This is a genomic window from Paracoccus ferrooxidans, assembly GCF_029909815.1.
Classification (GTDB): domain Bacteria; phylum Pseudomonadota; class Alphaproteobacteria; order Rhodobacterales; family Rhodobacteraceae; genus Paracoccus; species Paracoccus versutus.
Window position 1 is genome coordinate 1,002,792 of sequence record NZ_CP038198.1, and the last position, 15,473, is coordinate 1,018,264.

General features: G+C 66.6%; 16 protein-coding genes. 1 reads left to right on the forward strand and 15 read right to left on the reverse strand.

Translation table 11 applies throughout. From position 1 onward, the window contains the following. Positions 1–134: 134 nt before the first annotated feature. On the reverse strand, positions 135–1,091 hold the full coding sequence (locus E3U26_RS05000) for an HpcH/HpaI aldolase/citrate lyase family protein (protein ID WP_499105644.1): 957 nt from the start codon (positions 1,089–1,091) through the stop codon (positions 135–137). Positions 1,092–1,257: 166 nt separating this feature from the next. On the opposite strand from E3U26_RS05000, the gene E3U26_RS05005 reads away from it, so the two are divergent. Beyond that, positions 1,258–2,118 (forward strand): aminotransferase class IV, encoded by an 861-nt coding sequence (locus E3U26_RS05005; protein ID WP_499105645.1) that lies wholly within the window; start codon positions 1,258–1,260, stop codon positions 2,116–2,118. A 711-nt stretch (positions 2,119–2,829) separates the two neighbouring features. On the opposite strand, the gene E3U26_RS05010 is transcribed toward E3U26_RS05005, so the two are convergent. The 14 genes from E3U26_RS05010 to rpsK all read right to left on the reverse strand — a co-directional run bounded on the left by E3U26_RS05010 (position 2,830) and on the right by rpsK (position 15,464). Beyond that, complete coding sequence (locus E3U26_RS05010) at positions 2,830–3,603, reverse strand: amino acid ABC transporter ATP-binding protein (protein WP_036754218.1); 774 nt, start codon at positions 3,601–3,603, stop codon at positions 2,830–2,832. Positions 3,604–3,613: 10 nt separating this feature from the next. Then, complete coding sequence (locus tag E3U26_RS05015) at positions 3,614–5,068, reverse strand: amino acid ABC transporter permease (protein WP_072462390.1); 1,455 nt, start codon at positions 5,066–5,068, stop codon at positions 3,614–3,616. A 1-nt stretch (position 5,069) separates the two neighbouring features. Continuing rightward, positions 5,070–6,323 carry an amino acid ABC transporter permease gene (locus E3U26_RS05020; RefSeq protein WP_499105646.1) on the reverse strand — a complete coding sequence of 418 codons (1,254 nt, stop codon included), beginning with the start codon at positions 6,321–6,323 and terminating at the stop codon, positions 5,070–5,072. A gap of 114 nt (positions 6,324–6,437) precedes the next feature. Continuing rightward, positions 6,438–7,463, reverse strand: a complete 1,026-nt coding sequence (locus E3U26_RS05025) for an amino acid ABC transporter substrate-binding protein (protein ID WP_116222149.1) — start codon at positions 7,461–7,463, stop codon at positions 6,438–6,440. 153 nt (positions 7,464–7,616) lie between these two features. Then, positions 7,617–8,330 (reverse strand): ATP12 family chaperone protein, encoded by a 714-nt coding sequence (locus tag E3U26_RS05030; protein WP_036754208.1) that lies wholly within the window; start codon positions 8,328–8,330, stop codon positions 7,617–7,619. Further along, positions 8,323–8,985 (reverse strand): HAD family hydrolase, encoded by a 663-nt coding sequence (locus E3U26_RS05035; RefSeq protein ID WP_499105647.1) that lies wholly within the window; start codon positions 8,983–8,985, stop codon positions 8,323–8,325. Before E3U26_RS05035 ends, E3U26_RS05030 begins: the two co-directional genes overlap by 8 nt. After that, entirely contained in the window at positions 8,982–10,028 is a 1,047-nt protein-coding gene (locus E3U26_RS05040) for an RluA family pseudouridine synthase (protein ID WP_114535283.1), read from the reverse strand. Before E3U26_RS05040 ends, E3U26_RS05035 begins: the two co-directional genes overlap by 4 nt. Continuing rightward, the gene (gene crcB, locus E3U26_RS05045) at positions 10,025–10,399 is read right to left on the reverse strand and encodes a CrcB family protein (RefSeq protein ID WP_499105649.1); all 375 of its coding nucleotides are present in this window, start codon (positions 10,397–10,399) and stop codon (positions 10,025–10,027) included. The genes E3U26_RS05040 and crcB overlap by 4 nt, the downstream gene beginning before the upstream one ends. Beyond that, the gene (locus E3U26_RS05050) at positions 10,396–11,724 is read right to left on the reverse strand and encodes a replication-associated recombination protein A (RefSeq protein ID WP_036754198.1); all 1,329 of its coding nucleotides are present in this window, start codon (positions 11,722–11,724) and stop codon (positions 10,396–10,398) included. Before E3U26_RS05050 ends, crcB begins: the two co-directional genes overlap by 4 nt. 61 nt (positions 11,725–11,785) lie before the next feature. After that, positions 11,786–12,376, reverse strand: a complete 591-nt coding sequence (locus tag E3U26_RS05055; RefSeq protein ID WP_036754195.1) for an acyl-homoserine-lactone synthase — start codon at positions 12,374–12,376, stop codon at positions 11,786–11,788. Positions 12,377–12,443: 67 nt separating this feature from the next. Beyond that, entirely contained in the window at positions 12,444–13,055 is a 612-nt protein-coding gene (locus E3U26_RS05060; protein ID WP_011747126.1) for an autoinducer binding domain-containing protein, read from the reverse strand. A gap of 348 nt (positions 13,056–13,403) precedes the next feature. After that, positions 13,404–13,826, reverse strand: a complete 423-nt coding sequence (gene rplQ, locus E3U26_RS05065) for a 50S ribosomal protein L17 (RefSeq protein ID WP_072462395.1) — start codon at positions 13,824–13,826, stop codon at positions 13,404–13,406. 111 nt (positions 13,827–13,937) lie between these two features. Further along, positions 13,938–14,954 (reverse strand): DNA-directed RNA polymerase subunit alpha, encoded by a 1,017-nt coding sequence (locus tag E3U26_RS05070; protein ID WP_036754191.1) that lies wholly within the window; start codon positions 14,952–14,954, stop codon positions 13,938–13,940. Between the two features lie 120 nt (positions 14,955–15,074). Then, positions 15,075–15,464 (reverse strand): 30S ribosomal protein S11, encoded by a 390-nt coding sequence (gene rpsK / locus E3U26_RS05075; protein WP_011747123.1) that lies wholly within the window; start codon positions 15,462–15,464, stop codon positions 15,075–15,077. Positions 15,465–15,473: the final 9 nt, after the last annotated feature.

Below are 15,473 nucleotides of genomic sequence, written 5' to 3' on the forward strand. Positions count from 1 at the left end.
CTGCATGAAGATCGGCGAAATCCCAGCCGCGGGGCCTGAATGACAACAGGCCCCGCGCAGCCGCAGGGCCTGTTGCTCCTCCCCTGTCATGGCGGCCAGCCTCCCCGCGTAGCCGCCCAGGTATCTCTTGCCGATCAGGCTTCGATCAACTCTGCCTGACGCACGATCACTTGTGCCTGACGGATGGACGCTATGTCAACCAGTCTACCTTTGTATACCGTCGCGCCGGCGCCGGTCCGCTTGGCTTCCTCCATCGCGGCCAGGATCTCGCGCGCCTCGGTCACGGCCTTTTCGCTGGGCGAGAAGACCTCGTTGGCCAGCGCCACCTGCTTGGGATGGATCGCCCATTTCCCGACCATGCCCAGCGTGGCCGAGCGGCGGGCCTGCGCCCGGAAGCCCTCGTCGTCGCTGAAATCGCCAAACGGGCCGTCCACCGGCAACACGCCATGGGTGCGGCAGGCGGCGACGATGGCTGTCTGCGCCCAGTGCCAGGGGTCGGACCAGTATTTCGCGCCCTCATGCAGCATGTAGTAGTTTTCCTGGGTGCCGCCGATGCCGGTGGTGGCCATGCCCATGCTGGCGGCGAAATCCGCCGCGCCCAGGCTCATCGCCTGCAGGCGGGGCGAGGATGCCGCGATCTCTTCGACATGGGCGATGCCGGCGGCGGATTCGATGATGACCTCCAGGCCGATGCGCTTCTGCCGGCCCCTGGCTGCCTCGATCGCCGTCACCAGCGCGTCCACCGCATAGATGTCGGCGGCATTGCCGACCTTGGGGATCATGATCTGGTCCAGCCGCTCGCCGGCCTGCTCCAGCAGGTCGACCACGTCGCGATACCACCAGGACGTGTCCAGCCCGTTGATCCTGACCGACAGGGTCTTGGTCCCCCAGTCGATGTCGCCGACGGCCTGGATCACGTTGCGGCGCGCCTGCTCCTTGTCGTCGGGGGCGACCGAATCCTCAAGGTCCAGGTTGATGACATCGGCGGCCGAGCCGGCCATCTTTTCGAACAGCGCCGCGCGCGAGCCGGGGCCGAAAAGCTGGCAGCGGTTCAGGCGGGCGGGCGCGGGGGGTTGCGTACGGAAGGACATGGCTTGCCTTTCGGGTAAGGATGTTTCAAACGGCGCTGCGAAACTGATAGATAATTGCTGCGGCTGCATCAAGCTGATTTTGCACCTGCGAAAACCCCCGCATCTTGACGCCCTGCCGCTTTCGGCGCAGGACCGCGCTAGCAGGCCCTGGGACAGGAGAAACGACATGACCCGCACCGTCTATCTGAATGGCGACTATCTGCCGGAAGCCGAAGCCAAGGTGTCGATCTTCGACCGCGGCTTCGTGATGGGCGACGGCGTCTACGAAGTGACCAGCGTGCTGGGGGGCAAGCTGCTGGACTTTGCCGGCCACATGACGCGGCTGACCCGTTCGCTGGCCGAACTCGGCATGGGCAATCCGCTGACCGACGACGAATGGCTGGCCGCGCATCGCCAGCTGGTGGCGCTGAACGAGGTGGTCGAGGGCATGGTCTACCTGCAAGTCACCCGCGGCAATCCCGGCGACCGCGACTTCGCCTATCCGCCCGAGGACACGCCGCAGACCGTGGTCATGTTCACCCAGTCCAAGCCCGGCCTTGCCGACAATCCGCAGGCCAAGACCGGCATCCGGGTGATCTCGATCCCCGACCTGCGCTGGCACCGGCGCGACATCAAGACGGTGCAACTGCTCTATCCCTCGATGGCCAAGATGGAGGCCAAGCACCAGGGCGTCGACGACGCCTGGTTCACCGAGGACGGCTTCGTGACCGAGGGCACCTCGAACAACACCTATATCGTCAAGGACGGCCGGATCGTCACCCGCCCGCTGTCCAACGACATCCTGCACGGCATCACCCGCGCCTCGCTGCTGCGCTATGCGGCCGAGGCGCAGATGCAGATCGAGGAACGCCCCTTCACCATCGCCGAGGCGCAGGCGGCGGACGAAGCCTTCTTCACCTCGGCCTCGGCCTTCGTGATGCCGGTGGTCGAGATCGACGGCGCGGCGCTGGGCAGCGGCCGGCCCGGCCCGGTGGCGACCCGCCTGCGCGAGATCTACCTCGAGGAATCGCGCAAGTCCGCGATCTGACCCCCTGGGCGCAGATAGTCGAAAAGGCGCACGGGCCGGCCCCGCGCGCCTTCTCCATGACCCCTGCCCCCGATCAGGTCGCCGCGCCCTTGCGTCCAGGGTGATCGCGCCCACGTCGCGGACCAGGGTATCGCGCAGGATGGCCATGTCCTCGCCATCCAGCACCACGCGCATATCGTCGCCGTCCTGCACCAGCATATATTCCTCGGCGCCTGCATAGTCCTCGGCCAGGGTGATGGCGATGGTGTCCCCGCCGGCATAGGCGATGTCGGCCGCACCGCCCGCATCGCTGCGCAGCACGATCAGGTCGGCGCCATCGCCGCCCTCGACCAGATCGCCCGCCCCGGCATGGATCGTATCGTCGCCCGTGCCGCCCAGCAACGTGTCGGGCCGCTCGGGGTCCGAGGCGTCGGGCGACAGGATCAGGTCGTTACCATGCTCGCCCTCGATGAAGACCGCGCCGCCGTGATCCTCGATCCGGTCGCGGCCCGCACCGCCGATGATCTCGTGATTGCCCGAGCCGCCGTCGAGGGCGCCCAGGTCATGGGCGCCGTAAAGATCGTCGTCGCTCCCCAGGTCGATCTCGTCATTCCCGGCGCCGGCCCGCCCGCCAGGCATTCTTCCGTGGACAAATATCCCGCAGGGGGAGTCCGCCGCGCCGGCGGCGGACGGGGGACGCGAAGTCCCCCGCGGCCGCGCCGCTTGCGCCGCTCAGTGCCCCAGGATCTGGCTCAGGAACAGCTTGGTGCGTTCGGACCGGGGGTTGTTGAAGAACTCCTTCGGCGTGTTCTGCTCGACGATCTGGCCCTGGTCCATGAAGATCACCCGATGCGCCACCGCCTGCGCAAAGCCCATCTCATGGGTCACGCAAAGCATGGTCATGCCGTCCTCGGCCAGTTCGATCATCGTGTCCAGAACCTCCTTGATCATCTCGGGGTCCAGCGCCGAGGTCGGCTCGTCGAACAGCATGATCCGCGGGCGCATGCACAGCGCGCGGGCGATGGCCACGCGCTGCTGCTGGCCGCCCGACAGCTGGCCGGGGTATTTATGCGCCTGCTCGGGGATCTTGACCTTGGTCAGGAAATGCATGGCCGTCTCCTCGGCCTCGCGCTTGGGGATCTTGCGCACCCAGATCGGCGCCAGCGTGCAGTTCTCCAGGATGGTCAGGTGCGGGAACAGGTTGAAATGCTGGAACACCATGCCGACCTCGGAGCGCACCTTGTCGATGTTCTTCAGGTCGTGGGTCAGCTCGGTCCCGTCCACGATGATCTTGCCGGACTGGTGTTCCTCCAGCCGGTTGATGCAGCGGATCAGCGTGGACTTGCCCGAACCCGAGGGCCCGGCGATGACGATGCGCTCGCCCTTGCCGACGACCAGGTCGATGTCGCGCAGCACGTGGAAGGTGCCATACCATTTGTTCAGCTTGACGATCTCGATCGCGGCTTCGTCGCTTGCGGCGGGGATCGCGGTGGTTCGGGTGGTCATATGCGCCTCCTCAGCGGTGGTCGCGCTTCAGCCGGCGTTCCAGATACATGGAATAGCGCGACATGCCGAAGCAGAGGATGAAGAAGATCGCGCCGACGAAGATATAGGGCTCCCAATAGGCACCCTTCCATTCGAAGCTTGCGCGGATGGTGTCGGCCATGGCCTTCAAGGGGTCGAACAGCCCGACGAAGACGACCAGCGTCGTGTCCTTGAACATGCCGATGAAGGTCGAGACGATGCCGGGAATGCTGATCTTCAGCGCCTGCGGCAGCACGATCAGCCGCTGCGCCTTCCAGTAGTCCAGCCCCAGCGCGTCGGCAGCCTCGTATTGGCCCTTGGGCAGGGCGGCCAGCCCGCCGCGGATCACCTCGGCCATATAGGCGGCGGCAAACAGCGTCACCATGATGATGACCCGCAGGATGATGTCGAAATTCGTCCCCGGCGGCAGGAAATAGTTCAGCAGCAGCGAGGCCACGAACAACAGCGTGATCAGCGGCACGCCGCGGATGAACTCGATGAACATCACCGCCAGCAGCTTGATCACCGGCAGGTCCGAGCGCCGCGCCAAGGCCAGGATCACCCCCAGCGGCAGAGAGAGCGCGATGCCGGCGACGCCGATGGTGATCGACAGCACGAAGCCGCCGAACTGGTCCGAGGACACCGGACGCAGCCGCAAGGGCAGCACCCCGGCCAGCGCCGAAGCCAGCGGGCCGGCCAAGAGCAGCCACCAGGCCGCCGTCGCCACCACCGCCAGCGCAAAGGCCAGCAGCCCGAACCGCGCCGCCAGCAGCCGCCAGACCACGAAGCCAAGGCAGAAGCCCGCCAGCACCATCGCCTCGCTCCACAGCGAGCCGCCCCAGAGCAGCCAGACGGCGATGAAGGGATAGGCCAGGCTCGCCAGCAGCGACCAGCGCGGGCGCGTCTCGATCAGCGCGGCCCAGAGCAGCATCAGCACCGCCATGCCCAGCAGCGCGCCCATGGGCGCCCCGAGCAGCGCGGCAAAGACGAAGGTCAGCGCCAGCGACAGGCCCAGCACCACGCGCCGCGCCCTGGTGCTTTCGGAAAACAAGACCGGCGCCAGCGCCAGGAACAGCAGGCCGAAGGCCAGCACCGGCCGCCAGTAAAGCGCCTGCGGATAGAAGCCGAACAGGAACTGGTTCCAGCGATGCTTGATCAGGGCGAAGCAGGCGCCCGTGGCGCCTTCCCCCCAGGTCTGGGCGATGATCTGGCGGCACTCGGCCATGCTGCCGGCGTTCCAGACCGAATGCGACAGCCACGGCCCCACGGTGCTGACCACCAGCCAGACGATGCCCAGCCCGACGAAGGTCAGCGCGATGTTCAGCGGCCCGGAAAACAGGTTCTCGCGCAGCCATTTGATCGCGCCGGTCTCGGCCAGGGGCGGCGGCTCGGGCGGCAGCATCGTCTCGCGCACATAGGCGACGGTTTCGGAATGCGTCTCGCTCATCTCACCGCTCCTTCAGCTTGACGCGGGCGTTGAAGATGTTCATCCCGGCCGAGATGATCAGGCTGAGCGCCAGGTAGATGCCCATCATCAGCACCATCGCCTCCATCTCGCGCCCGGTCTGGTTCAGCGTGGTGCCGCCCAGCGTGCCGCGCAGGTCCATGTAGCCGACGGCGATGGCCAGCGAGCTGTTCTTGGTCAGGTTCAGGTATTGCGAGATCAGCGGCGGCACGATCACCCGCAGCGCCTGCGGCAGCACCACCAGCGACATCGTCCGGCGCGGCCGCAGGCCCAGGGCAAAGGCCGCCTCGGTCTGGCCCTTGCTGACGGCCAGGATGCCGGCGCGCACGATCTCGGCGATGAAGGCGCCGGTATAAAGCGTCAGCGCCAGCCACAGCACCACCAGGGCGTTGTCCAGGTTGATGCCGTCGGCAAAGTTGAAGCCGCGCAGCACCGGCGGGATCAGGTGCAGGCCGAAATACCAGGTCAGGAACAGCACCGGCAGCGCGAACATCGCCAGGCTGATCCACCAGGTCGTCGGCCGCTTGCCGGTCCGGTCCTGGATGCGCTGCGCCCGGCTCCGCAGCAGCCGGCGCCCGACGAAGGCGGCGGCGATGACCACGACGAAGGCGACGAAGGCCCAGCTGATCCCCTCGCGCCCCAGCGAGATGGTGCCGGGCGGGTTGGTCATGCCGATCGAGGGGATGGCGGTATAGCGGTTGGTCGGCGCAATGGTGTCGAACAGGATCATGCTCGCGGCCGGGTTCTCGCCGCGATAGGCATTGGGCGGCGGCATCACCTCGGTAAAGATCGCAAGGCAGACCAGGATCCACAAAAGCAGGGGAATGTTGCGGAAGACCTCGACATAGACCGTCATCAGCCGCGCGATCAGCCAGTTCGAGGACAGCCGCAGCACGCCCACGATCACGCCCAGGACCGTCGCCGCGATGCAGCCCAGCATCGAGACGAGCAGCGTGTTCAGCAGCCCGATCACGGTCGCGCGCAGATGGGTGTCGTCGGAATTGTATGGGATCAGCTGCTGCGGGATGTCGTATCCGGCGCGCCGGAACAGGAAATCGAAGCTGAGCGTCTTGCCCATGGCGGACAGGTTGCGCAGCGTGTTGTCGATCAGCCAACTCGCCGCCAGCATCACCAGGATGAAGACGATGGCTTGCAGGGTCAGCGAGCGATAGCGCCGATCATAGATCAGCATCGACAACCGGAACGGCGGATTGTCCGCCCCCGTATAAGCGACCATGTAGTAACCCCCTGTGACCGGCGGAAATGTCGGGCCTTTGGCCTCTGGCTTGCCGGTTTTCGTTCGGGGGCGCGCGGAGGGCACGCGCCCCCGCACGCCCTTGTTCAGATGCGATTACCGGAAGGGCATCGCATACATCAGACCGCCCTGGGTCCATTGCGCGTTCAACCCGCGCGCCAGCCCGATCGGGGTCTGTTCGCCGATGGTGGCGGCGAAGATCTCGCCATAGTTGCCGCCGGCCTTGATGGCGCGCCTGGCCCATTCGGCGTCAAGCCCGATCATCGTGCCCAGCTCGTCGGTGGTGCCCAGCAGGCGCTGGACCTCGGGGTTGTTCGAGCTTTTCGCCAGCTCGTCGATATTGGCCGAGGTGACGCCGTATTCCTCGGCCGCGATCAGCGCGTAAAGCGTCCAGCGCGTGATGTCGCCCCAGTTGTTGTCGCCGTGGCGCACCGCCGGGCCCAGCGGCTCTTTCGAGATGATCTCGGGCAGGATGATGTGGTTTTCCGGGTCCGCGAAGCTGGCGCGGGTCGCAGCCAGGCCCGAGGCGTCGGTCGTATAGGCATCGCAGGCGCCGGCCATGTATTGCTGTTCGCCCTCGGCGTTGCTGTCGATGTTGACCGGCTGATAGTCCATGTTGTTGGCCTTGAAGTAATCGGCCAGGTTCAGTTCGGTCGTGGTGCCGGTCTGGATGCAGATCGTGGCCCCGTTCAGCTCCTTGGCCGAGGAAACGCCCAGATCCTTGCGCACCATGAAGCCCTGGCCGTCGTAGTAGTTGACGCCGATGAAATCCAGCTTGAGGTCGGTGTCGCGCTGGAAGGTCCAGGTGGAGTTGCGGGCCAGAAGGTCCACCTCGCCCGAGGAAAGCGCCGTGAAGCGGGTCTGGCCGGTGGTCGGCACGTATTTCACCTTGGTCGCGTCGCCCAGCACCGCCGCGGCCACGGCCTTGCAGAAGGCGACGTCGAAGCCCGACCAGTTGCCGTTCGCGTCAGGGGCGGCAAAGCCGATCAGGCCGGTGTTCACGCCGCAGTTCAGCACGCCGCGGGCCTTGACCTCTTTCAGCGTGTCGCCCTCTGCGGCCAAAGCACCCGAGGCCGCCAGCGCGACCGCCGTCACAGAGCCGAAGAATACAGATTTCTTCATTGATTTCCCCACTGTTGTTCCGGGTCTCGCCCAGGAATGCGCCGTCTATAGGGCCGTTGGCGAGCCCGTTTGAGCAAGGGGCATTCGTTACCCCCATAAGCGGCATTGTGCCGATGGAGGCGGATGCGTCAAGAAAGAACCAAAACGCGCCCGTCAGCCGCGGCTGAGAAGCCAGAACCGCTCAGAATCGCGCATCGCGGCCAGCCGGCCGGCGGCCGCCTCGTCGGCCTCGTCGTCGCGGCCCCAGCGTTGTGCCTGAAATTCTTCGTCAATCCGGGACAGGGCATGGGCGGCCTCGGCGTCGATGCGGCCGCGGATCACCGCCAGCCCCAGGACCAGCGAGCCGGGCAAGGTCACCAGATCGTGCAAGGCCGTCAGGCCGAAGGGATCGAGGGCTGCGACCTCTGCGCGCAGTTTCAGCAGCGCGACCGGATCCTGCGGCACCGGGATCACGCCATGGGTGATGCGCAGCGGCGCGCGAAGCTCGGTCGCCGCCCAGTCGATCAGCGGATCCCAGCCCTCGGCCTGGGCGCGCACCAGCGCCTCGGGCGCATCGGCGCGATAGGACAGCAGGTCGGTGCCGCCATATTCGCCCAGCATCGCCGCCACCGCGTCGAATTGCGGCATGACCTTTTCGATGGCGGAATTGGCCGCGCGGGTCAGCGGCATGGCGTTGGGGTCGATCACATCCCGCACCGCCTGCCATTCCTCGGCCACGGCCAGCGCCAGCGCCTCGGTCGGCAGGCGCAGCGGCTGCTTGCCGGGCGTGCGCAGGGGACGTTCGTCCAGAAGCACGCTCCAGCCGCCGTCCGCTTCCTTGTGGATCGCGACGGATGCCCAGAAACGGCGCGCCTTCCATTCACTCATCGGCCCACTCCAGCAGCGCGCGGGTCAGCGCGGGATAGTCGGGCGCGACCAGATGCGCACCGGCGGCATGCAGTTCCTCGGCCGGGCAAAAGCCCCAGCCGACGCCGTAGCCGGCAACCCCGGCCGCCCGCGCCATTTCCATGTCGAAGGTGGAATCGCCCACCATGACCGCGCGCCCCGCCGCGACGCCGGTTTCCGACAGCGCGCTTTCCAGCATCGCCGGATGCGGCTTGGACGGATGGCCGTCGGCCGATTGCCGGGTGATGAAGCGCCGGGTCAGCCCATGCGCGTCCAGGATCGCCGCCAGCCCGCGCGCCGGCTTGCCGGTGGCGATGCCCAACAGCATCTCGTCGCGCGCGGCCAGCGCGTCCAGGCAGTCCAGCGCGCCCGGATAAAGCGGCGGCAGCGCCCCCGCCGCGCGCGAGGCGATGAAGGATTCGCGATAGCCGGCCACGACGCGCTCGTGCAGGTCGGGACCGACACCGGGCAAGAGCCGCGCCACCGCAACCGGCAGCGACAGGCCGACGATGGAGAGAATGCGCGCCGGCTCCATCTCGGGCAGGCCGGCGCCCTGCATGGCGCGGTTCATCGCATGGGTGATCTCAAGCTGGCTGTCGACCAGCGTGCCGTCGATGTCGAAGATGACCAGTTTCATGCTGTCTCGGCAAAGGGGTCTTCGGGCACGTCGTTTTCCGACCAGCCCAGCGTCTTCCAGGTGCGGCTCATGTGATCGGGCAAGGGCGCGGTCACGGTGATCAGCTTCTTGGTGATCGGATGCTCGAAGCGGATCATGCGCGCATGCAGGTGCAGCTTGCGGCTGATCTCTCCGCCCAGCTGGGCGCCCCAGCCGTCGCCCAGGTTCTCTTGCCCCGAGCCGCCGTATTTGCCGTCGCCGACGATGGGATGGCCGATCTCGGCCATATGGGCGCGCAGCTGGTGGGTGCGGCCGGTGACGGGCACCATGGCAACCCAACTGACGCGCCCGCCGAGCGCATCCAGCACGGCATAGTCGGTATGGGCGCGCTTGGCGCCTTCGGTCGTGGCGACGGCCGAGGGGTGGACGGCCATCATCTTCTCGCCCTCGCCGCCCCGGCCGCGGCCGGGCGCCTTGACCAGCCCGTATTTGATCGAGCCCATGCGCGGATGCGGCACCCCGGCCACGGCGGCCCAGTAGATCTTGCGGGTCAGCCGGTGGCGGAACGCCTCGGAAAGCGCCCGCGCGATCCGGTCGGTGCGCGCCAGCAGCAGCACCCCCGACGTGTCCTTGTCCAGCCGATGCACCAGCTTGGGCCGGTCCTTGTAGCCGAACATCAGCGCCGCGGTCAGCCCGTCCACATGCCGGTCGCCCTGCCCCGAGCCGCCCTGCGAGGGCAGGCCCGGCGGCTTGTTCAGCGCGATGATATGCTCGTCGCGCCACAAGACGCAGGACTGGATCATCTCGGCATCGGACTGCTTCACCGACGCTTTCGGCTGGGCGGGCGGCGGCGCGCCCTCGGGCAGCGGCGGCACGCGCACCTCCTGCCCGGCCTCGATGCGGGTATTGGCCTTGACCCGGCCGCCGTCGACGCGCAGCTGGCCGGTGCGGCACCATTTCTCGACCGCACCCTGGGTCAACTGCGGGAATCGCTTCTTGAGCCAGCGGTCGATGCGCTGCTCGCCCTCGTCCGCGCCGACGCGGATGGTCTGCACGCCGCTCATGCGAAAAGCCCCCGGCCCAGGGCCAGCCCGGCGATCACCGCCGCCAGCGACAGCAGGACCGAGCCCAGCACATAGCCAAGCGCGGTGGCGGCGGCGCCACGTTCCCACAGCGTCATCGTGTCCAGCGCGAAGGCGGAGAAGGTGGTGAAGCCGCCCAGCACCCCGGTCAGCAGAAAGGGCGCCAGGTGCTGCCCGCCCCGATGCGCCAGCAAGGCCGCCAGCAGCCCCATGGCCAGGCAGCCGGCGATGTTCACGCTCAGCGTGCCCAGCGGAAAGCCGGGGGTCAGCCGCCCGGCCAGGATATTGACCCCATAGCGCGCCGCGGAACCCAGGGCCCCACCCAGCGCGACCTGAAGGAAAGTGTGTTTCATGCTTTGTCCTCTGCCCGCCGCTTCTGACGCAGCCCGGCGAACCATTCAACGCGCTTTTTCAGCTCGCGCTCGAATCCGCGCTCGACGGGCAGGTAGAAGACCGGGCGCTTCATGCCGTCGGGGAAATAGTTCTGGCCCGAAAAGGCGTCCTCGGCATCGTGGTCATAGGCATAGCCGGCGCCATAGCCCTGCTCCGACATCAGCCCGGTCGGCGCGTTCAGGATATGCTTGGGCGGCATCTGGCTGCCCGAGCGCCGCGCCAGGGCGCGCGACGCCTTGTAGGCGGCATAGCCGGCATTCGACTTGGGCGCCAGCGCCAGATAGATCGTGGCCTGGGCCAGCGCCAGTTCGCCCTCGGGGCTGCCCAGCCGCTCGTAAAGCGCCCAGGCGTCCAGGCAATGGCGCTGCGCGGCCGGATCGGCTAGGCCGATGTCCTCGATCGCCATGCGGGTCAGGCGGCGGGCGAGATAGCGCGGATCCTCGCCCCCCTCCAGCATCCGCGACAGCCAGTAGAGTGCCGCGTCCGGGTCGCTGCCGCGCACCGATTTGTGCAGGGCCGAGATCAGGTTGTAATGCTCGTCGCCCGACTTGTCGTATTTCGCCGCGCGCCGCATCAGCCGCTGCGCCAGCGCCTCGGGGTCGAGCTTGCCCTTGACCTTCCAGGCCATCACCTGCTCGATCAGGTTCAGCACCGCGCGGCCGTCGCCGTCGGCCATCTCCAGGAGCCGGTCGCGGGCCTCGCCGGTCAGCGGCAGGGCGCGGCCCAGTTCCTGCTCGGCGCGCTGCGCCAGGCGCTCGAGGTCCGCCAGGCCCAGCCGCTCCAGCACGATGACCTGGGCACGGGACAGAAGCGCGGCGTTCAGTTCGAAACTGGGGTTTTCGGTGGTGGCACCGACCAGGGTGATGGTGCCGTCCTCCATATGCGGCAGGAAGCTGTCCTGCTGCGCCTTGTTGAAGCGGTGGATCTCGTCGACGAAAAGCAGGGTACCGCGGCCCTGGCTCCGGCGCAGGCGGGCGGCGTCGAACACCTTGCGCAGCTCCGGCACGCCGGAAAAGATCGCCGAGATCTGCACGAAGGCCAGGTCCGTCTCTTGCGCCAGAAGGCGGGCGATGGTGGTCTTGCCGACCCCCGGCGGGCCCCAGAGGATCAGCGATGACAGGCTGCCGGCGCCCAGCATGGCGCCCAGCGGGCCGTCGGGGCCAAGAACCTTGTCCTGGCCGATGACATCGGACAGCCTGGCCGGGCGGATCCGGTCGGCCAGGGGACGCGCCACCGGGCGCGCAGCTTCGCCCGAGGTGGGCGCGGTGTCGAATAGGTCTGCCATGCGGGCGACATGTTACGCCGCCCGCATCACGCGCGAAAGGCCCTCCACCCTGCGCGCCGCATCAGTGCATCTTGGCCGCCAGGTTGATCGAGACGCATTGGAAATAGCCGTCGTCGATCCAGACCACCGGGCCCATGGCCTGCGCGTCCAGCCCGCAGGGCACCAGCCAGCGCGGCCAGGTCGAGGCGACCAGGCACACCAGACGCGAGGCGCCCAGTTCCCGCGCCGAATTGGTCATCTCCTGCACCAGGTTGAAATGCACCCGGCGGCGTTCGCGCTGCGGGATGGTGTGGTCGACGAACAGCCGGCTGGCTTCCCAGGTGCCCGGCTCGACCGGCGCCTGTTCGTCCAGCAGGTTCTGCGGGATCGAGCCGCCCAGCAGGTCAAGCTGAGCATCGCGGATCATGTAGGAATACATGCCGCAGCGCGCCGTGGTGGGGGTCAGGCGCACGCCGGCCAGAACCCGGCCGTTTTCGTGGATCGCCACCCAGCGGCTCATCGGCGTGTCGTACTGGTCGAACTCCATGTCGTCGGTCTGGGGCAGGTTCCAGCGTTTCTGGACGATGAAGCTTTGCTTGCGGGCGCGGAAGATGTTGGCGAACAGCTCGCCGTGGTTGTGGAGGTTGGCGAAGGAAAGTGTGGTGGTCTGCATGGTCTTCTCCTGGGGTTCTTGGTGGTGGTGGCCCCCAGGTGTAAACCGCAACGGCGGACGAACCGTATTACAGCAAGCGGTAATCCTTGGCCCGTTGCAGCGCCTCGGCCGTCGTGCGCGCCATGAGTCGTTCGCGTGCCGAGATGAGACGTGCCTTGAATGCGCTTTCCGTTATACCAAGCTTGGCAGCCGCCGCTGCATGACGATCCCCCTCTGCGATACACCGAAGGGCCTCTTGCTGAGCCTTCGTCAGGCTCTCCGGCGGCTCCGTGATTTCGTGAAGCCGTCGTAGCGTTGCCGAGATCACATCGATCTCGTCATCCGTGAATTCCCGCTTGTCATGGGCGAAGGCCGCAATGGTGCGCGACTTGATCGGCCCATGCGCCACGACCAGACCATAGTGCAGCCCGTGATCGGCCGCGTCCTGGAGAATCGAAAACGGGTCTGGAATGGGCAGCACGCTCCACCGGCAGGCGCCGGTGGTCGAGAAGCCCCAGGCGATGGTGGGGTCGCGCAGGGCATAGGCCCGTTCGGAATAGCGCTGGGCCCATTCCTTGTTATAGGTCTGGAACTGCATCAACGGTGCAGCGAAACGAATGTGCAGCCCGATGAAATAGCCCGCCGGAGCAAGCTTTTTCAGCTTGGCGAGTGCTGCATTGATTTCCGCGCGAGACGACATGACTTTTTGGACAGATTGCGTTTTCTTCGGGTTACAACGAAAAATGGCACGGTTCTCAGTGTATTCAAGCAATACCGTGCTTGCGAGCGACGTTTTTCGGAATGCCGTCGGGTCAGCCCGTCGGCACGGCAAGGCATAGCCGTCTTTGCCCTCCGGGCGCAAGCCGTCGCGCTTGCTGCAATTCCCGTGCGTTTCCTAATGGACGGTGCAACTTTCGCACGAAAATGAACGGATTCGTTCCCTTTCGCCGCCGATCACATGAATCGTGGACTGTTGCAAAAAGCCCGCAGCCATGGCGATGGCTGCGGGCGTCAATGATCGCTTAACCCTAAGAAAGGGTTAAATTTCTTACGATTCGTCGGCAGCCGATTCGGCTTCCAGGCGGGCACGGTCGGCCGCGCCCTTGGCGCTGGTGTCGCGCTCGACGAATTCGATGATCGCCATCGGGGCCATGTCGCCATAGCGGAAGCCGGCCTTCATGATGCGGACATAGCCGCCCTGGCGGTCCTTGTAGCGGGCGCCAAGCACGTCGAACAGTTTCGCGACATGGGCATCCTGCTTCAGCTGGGCGGCGGCCTGCCGGCGGGCGTGCAGATCGCCGCGCTTGGCCAGGGTGATCAGCTTCTCGACGATGGGGCGCAGTTCCTTGGCCTTGGGCAGGGTGGTCTTGATCTGCTCATGCTCGATCAGCGAGCCGGCCATGTTGGCGAAAAGCGCCTTGCGGTGCTCGTGGGTGCGGTTCAGGCGGCGATAGCCGCGGGCGTGACGCATGATGATCTCCTATGACGTCTTTTTGCTTTGTCCGGCGGCCCATGCGTGCGGGCCGCTCTCCTTGGGGCGGGATGCCCGGTCTTGCGGGGGGGGCGTCGCCGCCCCCGGAACTCAGAACTGGTCGTCGAAACGCTTGGCCAGATCCTCGATGTTTTCCGGCGGCCAGTCCACGACATCCATGCCGAGGTGCAGGCCCATGCCGGACAGCACTTCCTTGATCTCGTTCAGCGACTTGCGGCCGAAGTTCGGGGTGCGCAGCATCTCGGCCTCGGTCTTCTGGATCAGGTCGCCGATATAGACGATGTTGTCGTTCTTCAGGCAGTTCGCCGAACGCACCGACAGTTCCAGCTCGTCGACCTTCTTCAGCAGGCGCGGATCGAACTCCAGCCCGTCCTCGGCATCCGAGCGGGTGGCGGTTTCCGGCTCGTCGAAGTTGACGAAGACCGACAGCTGGTCCTGGATGATGCGGGCGGCATAGGCCACGGCGTCTTCCGGGGTCAGCGAACCGTCGGTCTCGACCTTCATGGTCAGCTTGTCATAGTCCAGCACCTGGCCCTCGCGGGTGGGCGTGACTTCGTAGCTGACGCGCTTGACCGGCGAGAAGATGGCGTCGATCGGAATCAGGCCGATGGGCGCGTCCTCGGGGCGGTTCTTGTCGGCGGCGACATAGCCCTTGCCATTGGCGACGGTCAGTTCCATGTGCAGCTCCGCCCCCTCGTCGAGGTGGCAGATGACATGGTCGCGGTTCAGGATGGTGATGCCGGCGGTTTCCTGGATGTCGCCGGCCTTGACCTCGCCCGGACCCTTCGCAGAAAGCGTCAGGCGCTTGGGCGCGTCGACGTCCATCTTCAGCGTCACGCCCTTGAGGTTCAGCACGACATCGGTCACGTCCTCGCGCACGCCGGGGACGGACGAGAATTCGTGCAGCACGTTGTCGATCTGCACCGAGGTGATGGCCGCGCCCTGCAGCGACGACAGCAGCACCCGGCGCAGCGCATTGCCCAGCGTCAGGCCGAAGCCGCGCTCCAGCGGTTCCGCGACCACGGTGGCCACGCGGGACGAGTCGGCGCCCGGCTTGATTTCAAGCTGGGTGGGCTTGATGAGTTCGGCCCAGTTCTTGTGGATCATGCGTTTGCCTCCATACCAGTTCCCGCCCCATGACCGTGGCCGGAAACGCCCGAGGTGAAATGCGTAAAGCGCGCCCCGCACGGGACAGCCCCGCGCAGGACGCGTCAAAATCCCAAAGGATCAGACCCGGCGGCGCTTCGGCGGGCGGCAGCCGTTATGCGCGATCGGGGTCACGTCACGGATCGCCGTGATGTTGAAGCCGACCGCGGCCAGCGCGCGCAGCGCCGATTCGCGACCCGAGCCGGGGCCCTGCACTTCGACTTCCAGCGTGCGGACGCCGTGTTCCTGCGCCTTCTTGCCGGCGTCTTCGGCGGCCATCTGCGCGGCGTAGGGGGTCGATTTGCGCGAGCCCTTGAAGCCCATGGTGCCGGCCGACGACCACGAGATCGCATTGCCCTGCACGTCCGAGATCAGGATCTTGGTGTTGTTGAAGGACGAGTTCACATGCGCCACGCCGGTGGCGATGTTCTTGCGTTCCTTGCGCTTGATACGGGTTTTATCGCGTGCCATGTCCGTTCC